The sequence below is a fragment of the Hahella sp. NBU794 genome (genome assembly GCF_050749805.1).
Classification (GTDB): Bacteria; Pseudomonadota; Gammaproteobacteria; order Pseudomonadales; family Oleiphilaceae; genus Hahella.
In genome coordinates this window covers 6428217-6441850 of the sequence record NZ_CP192738.1, presented here as the reverse complement: position 1 = coordinate 6441850, position 13634 = coordinate 6428217, and the positions used below count along the sequence as shown (strand labels likewise).

Genomic DNA, 13634 nt, shown 5'->3' with positions numbered 1-13634 from the left:
ATAGGCCGCCTCATCACGAGCTTGGCGCATACTGACCAATGGATACATTGCTGATTCTTGTCCTCGCCCTGACTTTCGACGCCCTGTTGGGAGAACCGCGCCGGCTGCATCCTTTGGTTGGTTTCGGGCGCTACGCCGGTTGGGTGGAAGGAGCGATTCGCATCGCCGACTTCTCTTCAACAGCAACCCGCGCGCTTGGCGCTGCGGCGGTGACGGCGTCGATTCTGCCCTGGGCGACGCTTGCCTGGCTGGCGAACGAGTGGAGCGAATCTTCCCGCTGGGGACACATTATCTTTTCCGCCTTCGTGCTTTATCTCGCCATCGGCTGGCGCAGTTTGCTGGAGCATGTGCGTCAGGTGGCCGCGCCATTGCGCAGGCATGACGCGGCGGCGGCGCGGCGCAGTCTGTCCATGATTGTCAGTCGCGACACGGCGGAGTTGGGGGAGGAGGAGATCGCCTCCGCCGCTACGGAATCCGCCCTGGAGAACGGCAACGACGCCATCTTCGCCGCCATTTTCTGGTTCCTGCTCGCCGGCGTTCCCGGTGTGGTGATGTATCGCCTCAGCAATACCCTGGATGCGATGTGGGGCTATAAAAACACGCGTTATTTCTATTTCGGCTGGGCGGCGGCGCGGCTGGATGATCTGTTGAATTGGGTTCCCGCCCGACTGACGGCGTTCAGTTACGCCTGTTGCGGCGCGCTGGACAGCGCCCTGCGATGCTGGCGCGCCCAGGGCGGACACTGGAAAAGCCCCAATGCAGGACCCGTGATGGCGGCGGGCGCAGGCGCGCTGCGGGTGCGACTCGGCGGCGCGGCGACCTATCACGGCAGTCTGCAGTATCGTCCTTCACTGGGCTGCGGCGACGCCGCCACGGCGCAATCCATTGAACGCGCCTGTGGGCTCATCAATCGCTCTCTGGCGCTGTGGACAGCGATGGTCGCTTTGGGAACGGGCGTGTTGTGGCTGTGGGGAGCGGTCTGAATGAACGGGAGCGATTTCGATAACGAGGCTGGCCATGCAGGATTCCAGGCGGAAGAACCGGTTCCCGTCCATGGCGGCGACCTGGAAAAGTACAGCCAACGCTACGGTATCGCCCTTGATGACTGGCTGGATCTGTCCACTGGCGTCAGTCCCTTTCCCTATCCGCTGACAAGCATTCCGGCAGAGGTGTTTCGACGTCTGCCTTATCCCGATCCGGCGCTGCAACAGGCCGCCAGCGCCTATTACGGGACCGATTCCCTGCTGGCGATTCCCGGTACGCAATGGGCGATTCAACACCTGCCCACCTGTTGCTCCCCCGGCGTGGCGGCGCTGCCGGACGTCGGCTATCGCGAACATGAGCATCACTGGCGTCGTCAAGGCTTCAAAATTATTCATTACCCTGCGGGAGATCTGGCGGGCGCGGCGGCGCGTCTGACACAGACAGAAAACTTGCGTGTCCTGGTGGCGATTAATCCGAATAACCCCGCCGCCCGTAGGACGCCATTGGCGGCGCTGCGTGAGTTGGCGCTGCGTCTGCAATCCACTGGCGCATTGATGGTGGTGGATGAAGCCTTCGCCGACGCGGAGACAGATTCCAGTCTGCTGGGCGAGACCCTGGCGGAGAACGTTGTGGTGTTGCGCTCATTCGGCAAGTTTTTCGGATGGCCGGGAGTGCGTTTGGGATTTGTGGCGTCCGCGCCATACTGGTTAGAGGCGTTGCAGCGTCGGCTTGGTCTCTGGACAGTGAACAGCGCCGCGCAATATGTGGCGACCCGGGCGTTGCGCGATGAGGCCTGGATTGTCGCCATGCGTGAAAAGCTCTCCCTGGTGAGCCGCGACCTGCAGGCGCTTATTCTGGCGCAGCCGGTATTCAAGGAGGCGCTGGAGTGCCGGCGCACGCCGCTGTTTGTGTCCGTATTGACGCCGACAGCGCAGGCTGAGCGGATTTTCGAACGTTGCGCGCAGCGGGGCGTGTTGATTCGCCTGTGGCGGGTGAATGCGGAGCTGGCGTATTTACGGTTTGGACTTTTTGATTTGGAGGACGTCGGTCTCGCAGGGAGACTGACCGCCGCCCTCGCTGACAGATAAGGCGACTCATGACGGACAGCGGCTATTCACCCGAAGAAAAACAGGCGGTGTATCGCGCGATATACGAACGACGCGATATGCGTCATTTCCTGCCGGACCCGGTGGACGAAGCGACTTTGCAGCGTATTCTGCAAGCCGCCCACCACGCGCCCAGCGTGGGCTTCATGCAGCCCTGGCGTTTTATTCGCATCACCGAACCCAGCCTGCGTCGGGATATCGCCGCTACGGTGGAGAAAGAGCGCCTGTTGACCGCAGAGGCTTTGGGCGAACGCGGCCAGGAGTTTATGCGCCTGAAAGTGGAGGGCGTGCGTGAGTGTCCGGTATTGCTGGTGGTGATGCTTACGGATCGGCGCGAAAAATATATTTTCGGCCGTCGCACCATGCCGGACATGGATCTGGCGTCCGCCAGCTGCGCGATCCAGAACCTCTGGCTGGCGGCCCGTTGCGAAGGCGTCGGCATGGGCTGGGTGTCGCTGTTCGATCCCGTTGAATTAGCCGCGTTGTTGCAATGCCCGGAAGGTAGCGAGCCCATCGCCATTCTGTGTCTGGGGCATGTGGATAAATTTTACGACGCGCCTATGCTGCAACAGGAAAACTGGAGTCAGCGCAAGGAGTTGCAGGAGCTGGTCTGGTTCAACCAGTGGGGCGGCGCAGGCTGACGGAATTACAATAAATAACAATTACTCATGACTGGGAGGCGTCTCCAACGTCGCTCCCTGGATCGCACTGAAATTGGATTGGCGTTGTCTCGGCAACATTGAGTTGAGACGAGCTAAACTCTGAAGATCCATAACTAAAAAGGAGCGGGATCATGGGATTGGGATGTATAAGAAACGGCGGAACCGCGATGGTTTACCGCATGAGTTGGGACGGCAAGTTCTCTGAGAGTCAAACCAACGTCGGCGGCCCCTGGCCGAACGGCGTGGTGAAGGTGTTTGTGCCCGAGGGGCTGGACAGGGATTATGTACAGACTGTGCGCACGACATTCCGCCGCTGGGAGCAGTGCGTTCTGGAATATTGGGGGACTCAGTTGATCAAGTTCGTTGAAGTGGGCGCGGCGGGTAACGGCGTGGCGACACTTATTTTCAACAGTAACTCTGCAGATATCGGATATTTCCCTGGCGCCAGCACCAAGCTGGGAGTTGATGGCAGGGGTAATATCAAATCGCTGCCCCATGAAGTGGGACATGCTTTGGGATTGGCTCATGAGCACGAGCGCGATGATGCGCCCGAGAGCGTACTCCACACCTGGGGGTCCAACAAAATGGGGTTGGAGGTTTATAAGCTGAACAAGCGCAACAGCACCCGCAAATTTGAAACCTATGGCACTGATTTCGACCCCAAATCCATCATGATGTATGCGGGTCAAGCGGTGGGGCTGCTGGATTCCGTCGACAACACCCGTTACGGCGGCTGCAAGATTGATCCCGGCCATGTGGTCAGCGGCGACTGGAACCCCAGTATGGGCGATTTGGAAGTGCTTGGCCGCATCTACCGGCACTATTCCACTCTCTGACCCATTCCACTTTCTAATCCGTATTTGGCGGTCGGGTCTGTGGAGTGGCTCAGATCGCTTTGACTGACTCCCGCTCAATAATCTTGTGCGGGATGATCAGGCTCTCGGCTTCCAGGGTTCCGGCGGCGGACATGTCCAACAACATTTCCGTCGCGCGGCTGCCCATGGCGAACAGCGGCTGATGCAGCGCGGTGAGCGGCGGCGTCGCCATTTCCGCGATGCGGGTGTCGTCGTAGGCGATGATCGACAGGTCATCCGGAGTGCGGACGCCATGACGGTGAGCGCAGGACAACGCGCCCATCGCCAGTTCGTCGCTGGCGGCGAATACGGCGCTGAACTGGCTGGGCTTGTCCCGCAGTAACCCTTCCATGCACAGCGCGCCGCTGTGAAATCCGAAAGACTCAAATTCCGCCCGAAATCGAATCAGTGATTCATCTACGTTGAGGCCATGGTCCCGCAGCGCCTGAGAATAGCCTTCTATGCGGGGCGCGCCGGCGATGAGGTCGGCGCGGTCGCCGCTGATCATGGCGATTTTGCGGTGGCCTTTGTCGATGAGATGGCGGACGGCGCTGTAGGCGGCCAGCTTGTCATCCACCTTCACGTAGGGAAAGGGGTAGGAATAGGAGAGGGTGGAAATCAGCACGACGGGCAGATTCAGGCTCAACAGCGCTTTGCTTTTCTCCGGCGTCATGTACTCGCTGACGGCGAGCACGCCATCCACTTGCTTCTCTTTCAACGTCCGCACGTATTCCTGAGAACGGTCGCCGGAATAATTGGTGTTGCAGACGATGACGCTGTAGCGCTGCTCTTTGGCCACCGTCTCAATGCCCTTGAGGATCTCCGCCGCCAGCATGCCGGAAACGTCCGGTAACATGACCCCGATAGTATGGGTTTTTTTACTGACCAGACCACGGGCTACCGCGTTGGGCCGAAAGCCCATTTCGTCGATGGCGGAGAGCACTTTTTTGCGTGTGTCGTTGGAATATCCCCCCAGCCCGTTGATGACCCGGGACACGGTGGCGATGGAGACGCCTGTGCGTTTGGCGACGTCTTTGATGGTGGTTTTCATAGCTTTAAATTTGTCTTAAATGTCTCGGCTTAGGTTTGTTGACGTAAACGTTTACGTTGCCTAGCATCCGCTGAAAGTTCCGTAATAAGCATGAATATTCGTATTTATATAGAAAATCATGCTTTGTTTGAAACAATTTTAGTTAATCGTTTACGTTCAAGCAGGTGAGGTGTGAGCTATGGCGGAGAGTAGTGCAATGCAGGGACAAATGCGGCCTTCGGATTGGAGCGACGGCGGCGTGATCTATCAGATTTATCCGCGCAGCTTTTGCGATTCCAACGGCGATGGCGTCGGGGATCTGAACGGCATTACGGAAAAGCTGGACTACATCGCCAGCCTGGGCGTGGACGCCGTGTGGATTTCGCCGTTCTTCAAGTCTCCCATGAAGGACTTCGGCTATGACGTGGCGGACTACTGCGACGTTGATCCGATATTCGGCACGCTGGCGGACTTTGACCGCATGCTGGCGGCGATGCATGAGCGCGGCCTGAAACTGCTGATCGATCTGGTGCCCTGCCATACTTCCGATGAACATCCCTGGTTCCAGGAAAGCCGCTCCGACCGCAGCAATGCCAAGGCGGACTGGTATGTGTGGCGTGACGCCAAGCCGGACGGCAGCCCTCCCAATAACTGGCGCGCGCACTTCGGCGGACCTTCCTGGACCTGGGACGGCCGTCGCGCCCAGTACTATCTGCATCACTTCCTGCCGGGCCAGCCCAACCTGAATTACCGCAATCCGGCGGTGACGGAAGCCATGCTGGCGCAGGCGGAGTTCTGGTTCAAACGGGGCGTGGACGGCCTGCGCATAGACGCCATCGCCACCCTGGCTTACGACCCTGAACTGAGGGATAACCCGGCGCGGGATCTGGATGATCCATTCCGGCAATCCGCCGCAGCGCGAGCCAACCCGTTCCATCTGCAGCACCATCGACACTCGTTCAACCAGCATGAGGAGGTGGTGGCTTTCCTGACCCGTTTGCGGGCGCTGGCGGATCGCTATGAGGGTCGCTTTCTGCTCGGCGAGGTAGGCGGCGACGGCATGGCGGTGAGCGCTGAATACACAGCGGGCGAAGACCGTCTGCAGTCCTGTTACAACTTCTCATTGTTGGGCGCGCCCATCAGCGGTCGTATGGTGAAGGACATTGTAACGGCGGTGCTGGCGGAGGTAGGGCCCGGCAAACTGACCTTCGCCGTGGGCAACCACGATGTGATGCGGGTGACTTCCCGTTGGGCGGCGGAAGCGTCGCCAGCGCAGCAACAGACGTTGGCGAAAACCGCGCTGACCTTGCTGATGACGCTGCCGGGTAAAGCCTGTGTGTATCAGGGGGAAGAGTTGGGCCTGACGCAGGCGGACCTGCCTTATGAACTGTTGCAGGACCCGGAAGGCATCAATGGCTGGCCGCACGCCAAAGGTCGCGATGGCTGCCGCACGCCGATGCCCTGGCGCGACGATGTCGCTGGCGGCGGCTTCAGCGTTGGGCAGAGCTGGCTGCCATTGCCTGCAGAACATCTGGCTGCGGCGGCGAATCGACAGGAAGAGGCGGCGGATTCGGTGCTGCGTTATACCCGACTGGCGCTGGCCCTGCGCAAAGCGCGGCCGGAGCTGCGGCGGGGGCTCACGGAGTTGCTAAACGCCCCGGACGAGTTATTCGTCATCCTGAGGAAAGAAGGCGATAGCCAGGTATTAGGGATATTTAACCTGTCGCCTCAGGCGCAGACTTTCGCCCTGCCTGGAAACCGCTGGAGTGAGCCATTACTTGCTTCTGAAGTTAAGGTCGCCAATGGCGTCGTCACACTTCCCGCTTTCTCCAGCTGCCTGTTGGAGAATGTGAAATAGTCGGCGCTGAATCCGACATATAGGGTCGTACTGCTTGCGAGGATGAGCTTACCGCATCACCCAATTCCGCTCTTGGAAGTACAAACAAGAGAGAAGCGGGTCAGATGCGGGAGAATCAACGCATAAAGGAGGACCCATTATGAAAACCCCGCTGATAGGATTGACGCTCATGCTGGAGGCCGGCGCGGTGCTGGCGCAGCCTCTCGCTACAGATATATACGGCCGCCCGCTGGGCGATGACCGCCTGACTCCGCCCATGCTGGCCCCTCGCTTCGCCACCGTCGAAGCAATGAAATTCACCGCCGAGGAGGACTCGGGATTCATGGTCGGCGCCGCCTATAAACCCGGCAAAACCTGGATCGACGCCGTCGGTTTTGGCGACGTGGATGGTGACGGCGACGTGGAGTTGGTGGCGGTTTCTTCTTATTACTTCGATGCAGAAAACGACTACAGCGTTTTCGTCTTTCATCCCACCGCCGCCGGTCTCGGCGAACCCTCCCGCATTGGCTATCAGGCCACCGGCAACCGTAACGGACTGTCAATCGCCGATCTGGATGCCGACGGCGCAGAAGAGATTATTGTCGGCCATGGTCAGGGCCTGACCATTCTTACCCACGACGGCGCGGGCGGTTTCCAGACCTCCCTGGTCGGCTCTGCGGCGGCGGACACACTGGATGCGGTGGATATCAATCGGGATGGTATTCCAGATCTGATCGGGCTGCCCTGGTCCGCGCCGGCGACGCAGTATTTTGGCGCTGGCGACGGCGCCATCGCTTATCAAACCACCTTGGCCACCAACGCAAGCGGTTATAACGATCAGGCGCTGGGAGACTTCAACCACGACGGGGTGATGGATCTGGCGATTATGTCCGGGCAGGGTTCCGGGCCGGACTTTTCACTGCATTTGCATGACGGAGCTGATGCGTTCACTGCCGCCATGCCCTTCTATCTGGACCTGAACGACAGCGCCAGCGGCATCGCTTCCGGCGACTTCAATGGCGACGGTCGGGATGATTTGGTGATCGCCAGGGGCCGCAACTCGCCCACGTATCTGTGGGTTTATACGCAGAACTCGGTCGGAGCCATGGGTACGCCGGTACAGCTGACTTCCCACGACATTCCAGAAACCCTGCGCGCCGTAGACCTGGACAGCAACGGATACGATGACATTCTGGTTTTGCATGGCGGTTGGAACACCTTGGGCGTGTATCTGAACGGACCGGATGGTTTGGGTGAAGAAATCCGCGTGAGTATTCCCTACGCAAGCCACTATGATCCGGAAGGACTGGCGGTGGCGGACACGGATGGCGATGGTTGCCCGGATATGATCGCTATCGCCGACTATAACCATGGCGTGGTGCCGGTGACGTTCAAACTTTGTGAAACGCCGCCGCAGCCGACGACCGGTTCGTATGAAGGAAGTATTGGCTGGGAGCCGGTTTACCACGAAGTGACGGTGTCCGGCGGGAAGATTGACGCGCAACTGCGCTTCTCCGGCAGACGCAACGATATGGATCTGTATTTGTACAATCCCGATGGCGCACTGGTGGCCAGCGCCGCCACTAACGAAGCGCCGGAAAAGCTCAACTATGACACGGAAGGCGTTGCGGGAACCTATAAGTTCAAGATTGTGTCGAGGAAATCCCGTGTGGCCAACTTCAGCCTGGATTATGTTTATCTGCCCTGAGAAGTAAGTCGGCAGGCTGACCAGAATACGTAAAAAAGGCGGGGTGTCCCGCCTTTGTTCGAGTTGCGTCTGATTGGCTGGTTCTAATGGTGAATCAGAGCGACAGCCAGTATTTGTCAGGGATGTTGCTGGTGTCGTCGCTGAGGGATTTGTTTTCCTCTATGTGAAACACCTTGCGGCCTTCCATTTTCTGTAAGGAGTCTTTCACCAACGGGTGGTTGTTGAAGAACTCCAGGAAGGCGTCGTAGTGGTCGGTGAAGGCGGTGTTCAGAACGTTAATCAAGTCCTGGCGCTTGGGCGACACGAAATACAGCATGGGAAGTTTGTAGACCACCAGGATTTTGTCGTCCACTAACATATTCTTGTCGGTGCAGGCGTAATCCGCCCCCAGATTGCAGCGCGACCCCAGCTCGCCATAAGGCTCGATGATGGAGCGGGGGAACAGGTCCGCCCTGCCGCCGTCGACCATCTTGAACAGGTTGTCGAAGGTCGAGTTGGTCTGCATTTTGGTGAAACCACCGCCCACCAGAATGGGAATGTCGCCCCAACCCTGGCCTTGCACCACGCTGAACTCTTTTAACTGATCGAAGGTCATGTCTTTAGACAGTTTGGCGCTGGTTTCCTTGTTGGTGATGAACACCCGGTGACCCAGCAGACCCCGCAAAATGGGGAAGCGCACAGGCGGCACCCGTTCTTCTATCTCCGCCGTGGCGCCCAGCCAGTCAATATCGTAAGAGCCGTCCTTCAGCAGCATTTCCCGGCGGGTCTGCGCGCTGGAAGGCTGAAAAGAGATGAATTTCGCGTCGGTTCCCGTTTGCGCGACAAGAAACTTGAGCAATTCGAGCGCGTACTGATCCAACGTAGAGCCCTCTCGCAGGGCGACATGACGGATTTCCATCGTCTCTGCGCGAGCGGAAACAGTGAAGACAGAGATCAATACGGCAATAAGGAAAGGTCTGATCATAGCTGTGCCTCGGCATGGATGTTAGATTTGTTTTAGATGTCGGCGAACATTCATAAAAAGTGTAGCAGGCGTGTTCGAGTGTGAAGGAAATCTAGGTGATATGGGCCTAAGAAGCTTCAAAGCGTCCGTCGTCTCTTGCTAGGAATCTAACTAGGCAGCTATGGAGGAGAAGCCAACTAAAACGTGACATTTGGCTCTCAATAGTGGTTTTGAATAGCGCTGTTTTATGAATCGTAACTGGTCGGACAAAGTCTGCAAAATACAGCTCATTAGCACATTCTTGCTTCCAGGGCGGTAAGTAAAAGCGTCGGCTATATTGGTACTTGAGGAAGCTATCAAGATTCTCTTGTGAGACTTGCTTGTTAATTTTTACGATAGGGGCAAGTTGAGACCATTCCAATGTTTCAACAGGACGTGAAATGTCACAAGTGTTACCAATAATAAGCCAGTATTCACTTGAAGATTGTACTGCTGGCTTTCCATCCTCCCAAATTACTGGAACCCCACTGCCTAGTCTTATTATGTCTCCTTGACAGAAACCCACATCAGGAGATCCGCCCTTGATATAGAAATTTTTTTCGACATCTGCGCTGCTGGAAAGCTGCTTAATAGCGTCTTCCAAGTCTGTCGAGTCATATATCGGAGGCCAGCGATCTTGCCCAGACATGCTTGGTTATTCTACTTGCCGATCCAATAACTCTAATGTGCATTCTGAGTATGCCTCCCGAACTAAGGAGTCTACGAGAGTATCAACGTCTGCTTCGATTGGAATAACCGCCATTTTCTGTATATACGTTGTTGCTTCATTTACAAGTTGTCCCAAAGGACTCTCAGCCGATGAGCCTGCTGTGGGAATATGAGCACGAGGAATCTCTGTTGCGGAGGGAGTTGAGTCACTTTCGTACCACTGCACTTTGGGCGCAGTCTGCTCGGCTGTATAGCTTCCAGGGTTACTAAACGCTGATATTAGCTTCATATTGCATGGCCCTTTCTATCTTTTAACCTTTCATCCACTCGGTTAGTTGTGGACCTGCCGCCTTCAAAAAAACTGATAATATGTCAATGCTATATCTATCTAGAATAGGCTTAATGCTGCCCAGATCAATAGGTGACTCGGAAAATCTATCGAGATCAAAGCGAAAATGGTCTGGGATGCTCTTATCATCCTGCACTAACCCATACCTTAATACTAGAGTGCCTTTGTTCTCATCCACGGGCGACCTGATTTCTGTAAGGAAGTTTGTGGCTGTCATGTCCGCAAAATCATGCGGTATTTTTAAAAATTCTTCAGAAACAAGATCTTGCCACCCAATCTGGGGCCTAGATAAATCTTTTGAGATCTTCTCTCTATCGATAACATTAACATAGCGAACTCCTAGCCTATTTGGAATTATTTCACCAAAACACTCCTGCAAAAAAGCTAGGCCAAACAGGAAGTTATCAATCATTTTCTCTTTGTCGATATGGTTCTTATTGCTAAGCCTTAAAGATTGCTGGGTTAAGATAAAAGAGGCTCTATCTTCTGTATCAGAAAACATGAACTGAGTTTCATCTTGTATCTCAAATTGTCCGGTAGGGTTTATGTTAATGCTCCTCACACTACTTCTGTTGTACATAGGGAAGCGTGTGCGGACTTTATCTTGATATTCAGTGATCTTAATAGGCTCGCCAATTTTGAGTATGGGGTAGAAGCGAAGCTCCACATCAGTTGAGATGAGCGGATTTCGTTGGAATACAACGTGCTTCTCTTGCTCAATACTCCAGGTCATAAACTATACCCTTTTGATGATTTTTTGGAATAAGAGGCGCAACTCCTCTTTTTAATTAGACTTTGACTAACTGTTTATATTACAGCACTTAGTGTCAAAAAATACCCTATTCGCTTGACTACTATTTGGTTACGAGTATGAATTTTTCCACTTTAGCTGCTCTGCCTTACGCTGATTCATGCGTACGCCAAGAAAATGTCTAAAGTTCTATTTTTAGTATTCTCATAGTGGCAAAACTAGAAAAGAATACTAACTTTAAACATATGATAGTAATAGGAATATCTGCTTTCATTTGTCGGTAGGTAGCTAATCCATTGTGTGAGTCTACATAAAAATTCTCCACAGATATTTGGACTGTTTTTCAGGAGGAAATCAGTGTGAAAAAACGTTTCCTATTGTGCCTTGTCTGCCTGACCCAGGCGGCGATGGCGAGTAAGCGCGATGTGGATTCGCTGTTTGAATATCTCCGGATCGATCGCGATATTCCGTTGTATGAAATGCCGCGGGCGGTGCGTCAGCGCATAGAAAGCATCGCCGAGCAAGTGAGGACCAGTCGCGAGGATGGGCTGATCATGGAGCGCAGCAGCTACACAGACCTGAAAGCCTACGTCGAGGACCTGCTGAGCGATATGGAAGTGGGCTCCGGCGCAGTCTATGTATGCCCGCCTCTGGAGATCTACGCGCAAGGCGATCGGCGCATGCCCGATGGCCGCATACGTCGCGATACGGTGGGTCGCATCAGTGTGACCGGCGATTGCCGCTGGTTCGGCGGCGGCGACAATGGGCAGACCGGCTGGCTGGATATCGATAAGTTCTGGAATTGCTCCGGCAATGTGCAGTACGACTATGGGCAGGCGTATTTTGAAGCGGGGGAAAAGTCCGTCAAGGTCGCGGACACGGAGTATTATTCGGTTTACCCCCTGGAAGAAAGTCACGATATCGTGGTGTACGGTCAGGTTTCCCCTTCTCGTTGCATACGCTGCTGTCCCTGACGCGTCCTGCGTACTCTTCATCTGAGCGCGTCGCTGTTCACGTCGGACGCGCTGTTTTATCCTCTTGTTATGAACCTTAATCCACAGGCGTAAGCCGGGAGGGGAGCATGGCGCAAGGGGATGTGACGCGACGCAGGCTGTTGCAGGGAATGGCCGCCGCGGCGCTGATGACGCAGATGCCGTCAATCCGGGCGCGTAAACCTGACGCCACGCCGCTGGCGCGACCGATACCGTCCAGCGGCGAAATGCTGCCTGTGGTCGGGCTGGGCAGCTGGATCACATTCAACGTTGGTAATGACCGCCAGTTGCTGAACGAAAGCGCCGCCGTTATTGACGCGTTTCTGCAAGCCGGCGGCGCGCTGATCGACTCCTCTCCCATGTATGGCTCCGCTCAAGCCACCATTGGCTACGGTCTGGCGCAATCCCGACTGAGCGATAAGGCGTTTGCTGCGGATAAAGTCTGGCTGCGCGACGCCGATGAGGGGCCGCAGCAGATTGCGGATTCCCTGTCGCACTGGCGGAAGCCCCGTTTTGACCTGCTGCAGGTGCACAATCTGCTATCCTGGGAAGCGCATCTGGATACGTTGCAGGCCATGAAGCAGCGCGGTGATTTGCGCTACATCGGCGTCACCACCTCCCATGGCCGCCGGCATGACGCCATGGCGCAGGCGATGCGCCAGCGTCCTCTGGATTTTATACAGCTCACCTATAACCCGCTTGATCGCGAAGCAGAACAACGTCTGTTGCCGCTGGCGGCGGAGCGGGGCATTGCGGTGATCGTCAATCGACCCTTTCAGCAAGGCGACCTGACCCGACGTCTGCGACGCGAGCGCCTGCCGGACTGGGCGACGGAGATGGGCGTCACTTCCTGGGCGCAGCTCATTCTCAAGTTTATTCTGTCCCACCCTGCGGTCACTTGCGTGATTCCCGCCACCACCCGGGTTGACCATGTGCGCGAGAATGTCGCTGCGGCGACGCCGCCTTTCCCGGACGCCAACCAGCGCAAACGTATCGCAGACGATATACGGAAACGGCTCGCATGAGTGAATGGTGGACCTATCGCCCGGAACATTTTCTGCTGTTTTCCAGTCGGGTGTACTGGCGCTTATTTGAGTTATACAACCAAGCCTGGTGGCCCTGGCAATGGCTGTTTCTGCTGATGGGCGCAGGATTGCTGGCGATGATGGCGCGTCCGCGGGTCTGGAGCGGCAGGGCGGTCAGTTTGAGTCTGATGGCGCTGTGGTTATTCGTCGCCTGGGCCTTTCTGTGGCGGCGTTATGCGACCATCAACTGGGCGGCGGAATATGTCGCCTATGCGTTTGTGGCGCAGGCGGTCCTGCTGTGCTGGCTGGGCGTCTTCAGAGACCGGGTGGTGTTTGCGCCACTCGCGGATAAGCGCTTCTGGTTGGGAGCCAGTCTGTTTCTTTATGCTCTGCTGGCGCATCCATTGACGACGCTGCTCTTTGACAGACCGCTCATTGTCGCGGAAGTGTTTGGCATGACGCCGGACCCTTTGGCGATAGGGACCCTGGGGATCACGGCGGCGATGTCAGGCGGCGTCGCCCGCTGGCTGGCTCCAATTCCCGGCGCTTGGTGTCTGGTCAGCGGGTTAACCCTGGATACCCTGGCGGAGCCTTGCGCCTGGATTCCGTGGCTGGCGTTATGCTGGGCGTTGGCGGCCTTCTGGATCGGGCGGAAAGCGAAATCCGCCTCTGCTTAGTCGTGTCC

At 56.3% G+C, this 13634-nt stretch carries 13 protein-coding genes; 9 read left to right on the top strand and 4 right to left on the bottom strand.

Annotated features, from left to right (window positions below; translation table 11 throughout):
* The first annotated feature begins 38 nt into the window (after nucleotides 1-38).
* The 4 genes from cbiB to ACQYWX_RS28300 all read left to right on the top strand — a co-directional run bounded on the left by cbiB (nucleotide 39) and on the right by ACQYWX_RS28300 (nucleotide 3588).
* The gene (cbiB, locus tag ACQYWX_RS28315) at nucleotides 39-983 is read left to right on the top strand and encodes an adenosylcobinamide-phosphate synthase CbiB (RefSeq protein WP_431687117.1); all 945 of its coding nucleotides are present in this window, start codon (nucleotides 39-41) and stop codon (nucleotides 981-983) included.
* Nucleotides 984-2072: a threonine-phosphate decarboxylase CobD gene (cobD, locus tag ACQYWX_RS28310; RefSeq protein ID WP_431687116.1), complete on the top strand. Its 1089-nt coding sequence runs from the start codon at nucleotides 984-986 to the stop codon at nucleotides 2070-2072. It abuts the gene before it with no gap.
* An 8-nt stretch (nucleotides 2073-2080) separates the two neighbouring features.
* Nucleotides 2081-2731: a 5,6-dimethylbenzimidazole synthase gene (gene bluB, locus ACQYWX_RS28305; protein WP_216740072.1), complete on the top strand. Its 651-nt coding sequence runs from the start codon at nucleotides 2081-2083 to the stop codon at nucleotides 2729-2731.
* Between the two features lie 152 nt (nucleotides 2732-2883).
* Complete coding sequence (locus ACQYWX_RS28300; protein WP_431687115.1) at nucleotides 2884-3588, top strand: M12 family metallopeptidase; 705 nt, start codon at nucleotides 2884-2886, stop codon at nucleotides 3586-3588.
* 49 nt (nucleotides 3589-3637) lie between these two features.
* Here ACQYWX_RS28300 and ACQYWX_RS28295 read toward each other — a convergent pair whose 3' ends face one another.
* Nucleotides 3638-4657: a LacI family DNA-binding transcriptional regulator gene (locus ACQYWX_RS28295; RefSeq protein ID WP_431687114.1), complete on the bottom strand. Its 1020-nt coding sequence runs from the start codon at nucleotides 4655-4657 to the stop codon at nucleotides 3638-3640.
* A 178-nt stretch (nucleotides 4658-4835) separates the two neighbouring features.
* Between ACQYWX_RS28295 and ACQYWX_RS28290 the strand changes: the two genes are divergently transcribed.
* On the top strand, nucleotides 4836-6494 hold the full coding sequence (locus ACQYWX_RS28290; protein ID WP_431687113.1) for an alpha-amylase family glycosyl hydrolase: 1659 nt from the start codon (nucleotides 4836-4838) through the stop codon (nucleotides 6492-6494).
* Between the two features lie 139 nt (nucleotides 6495-6633).
* Complete coding sequence (locus tag ACQYWX_RS28285) at nucleotides 6634-8181, top strand: FG-GAP repeat domain-containing protein (protein ID WP_431687112.1); 1548 nt, start codon at nucleotides 6634-6636, stop codon at nucleotides 8179-8181.
* A gap of 94 nt (nucleotides 8182-8275) precedes the next feature.
* On the opposite strand, the gene ACQYWX_RS28280 is transcribed toward ACQYWX_RS28285, so the two are convergent.
* From ACQYWX_RS28280 to ACQYWX_RS28270, 3 genes are all read right to left on the bottom strand, one after another.
* On the bottom strand, nucleotides 8276-9145 hold the full coding sequence (locus tag ACQYWX_RS28280; RefSeq protein ID WP_216740067.1) for a hypothetical protein: 870 nt from the start codon (nucleotides 9143-9145) through the stop codon (nucleotides 8276-8278).
* Nucleotides 9146-9251: 106 nt separating this feature from the next.
* The gene (locus ACQYWX_RS28275) at nucleotides 9252-9812 is read right to left on the bottom strand and encodes a hypothetical protein (RefSeq protein WP_431687111.1); all 561 of its coding nucleotides are present in this window, start codon (nucleotides 9810-9812) and stop codon (nucleotides 9252-9254) included.
* A gap of 331 nt (nucleotides 9813-10143) precedes the next feature.
* Nucleotides 10144-10914: a TIGR04255 family protein gene (locus tag ACQYWX_RS28270; RefSeq protein ID WP_431687110.1), complete on the bottom strand. Its 771-nt coding sequence runs from the start codon at nucleotides 10912-10914 to the stop codon at nucleotides 10144-10146.
* A gap of 377 nt (nucleotides 10915-11291) precedes the next feature.
* On the opposite strand from ACQYWX_RS28270, the gene ACQYWX_RS28265 reads away from it, so the two are divergent.
* The 3 genes from ACQYWX_RS28265 (at nucleotide 11292) to ACQYWX_RS28255 (ending at nucleotide 13626) form a co-directional block, all read left to right on the top strand.
* Nucleotides 11292-11906, top strand: coding sequence for a hypothetical protein (locus tag ACQYWX_RS28265; RefSeq protein ID WP_216740065.1), 615 nt, complete (start codon nucleotides 11292-11294; stop codon nucleotides 11904-11906).
* Nucleotides 11907-12013: 107 nt separating this feature from the next.
* Nucleotides 12014-12949 (top strand): aldo/keto reductase, encoded by a 936-nt coding sequence (locus ACQYWX_RS28260; RefSeq protein ID WP_431687109.1) that lies wholly within the window; start codon nucleotides 12014-12016, stop codon nucleotides 12947-12949.
* On the top strand, nucleotides 12946-13626 hold the full coding sequence (locus ACQYWX_RS28255; protein ID WP_431687108.1) for a DUF6064 family protein: 681 nt from the start codon (nucleotides 12946-12948) through the stop codon (nucleotides 13624-13626). Before ACQYWX_RS28260 ends, ACQYWX_RS28255 begins: the two co-directional genes overlap by 4 nt.
* Nucleotides 13627-13634 lie beyond the last annotated feature (8 nt).

Bases quoted from the DNA above. Each gene is read 5' to 3' on its own strand.
- ACQYWX_RS28255 (WP_431687108.1), top strand. From the start codon at position 12,946: ATGAGTGAATGGTGGACCTATCGCCCGGAACATTTTCTGCTGTTTTCC.
- cbiB (WP_431687117.1), top strand. From the start codon at position 39: ATGGATACATTGCTGATTCTTGTCCTCGCCCTGACTTTCGACGCCCTG.
- ACQYWX_RS28300 (WP_431687115.1), top strand. From the start codon at position 2,884: ATGGGATTGGGATGTATAAGAAACGGCGGAACCGCGATGGTTTACCGC.
- cobD (WP_431687116.1), top strand. From the start codon at position 984: ATGAACGGGAGCGATTTCGATAACGAGGCTGGCCATGCAGGATTCCAG.
- ACQYWX_RS28260 (WP_431687109.1), top strand. From the start codon at position 12,014: ATGGCGCAAGGGGATGTGACGCGACGCAGGCTGTTGCAGGGAATGGCC.
- ACQYWX_RS28270 (WP_431687110.1), bottom strand. From the start codon at position 10,914: ATGACCTGGAGTATTGAGCAAGAGAAGCACGTTGTATTCCAACGAAAT.
- ACQYWX_RS28285 (WP_431687112.1), top strand. From the start codon at position 6,634: ATGAAAACCCCGCTGATAGGATTGACGCTCATGCTGGAGGCCGGCGCG.
- ACQYWX_RS28295 (WP_431687114.1), bottom strand. From the start codon at position 4,657: ATGAAAACCACCATCAAAGACGTCGCCAAACGCACAGGCGTCTCCATC.
- ACQYWX_RS28290 (WP_431687113.1), top strand. From the start codon at position 4,836: ATGGCGGAGAGTAGTGCAATGCAGGGACAAATGCGGCCTTCGGATTGG.
- bluB (WP_216740072.1), top strand. From the start codon at position 2,081: ATGACGGACAGCGGCTATTCACCCGAAGAAAAACAGGCGGTGTATCGC.
- ACQYWX_RS28275 (WP_431687111.1), bottom strand. From the start codon at position 9,812: ATGTCTGGGCAAGATCGCTGGCCTCCGATATATGACTCGACAGACTTG.
- ACQYWX_RS28280 (WP_216740067.1), bottom strand. From the start codon at position 9,145: ATGATCAGACCTTTCCTTATTGCCGTATTGATCTCTGTCTTCACTGTT.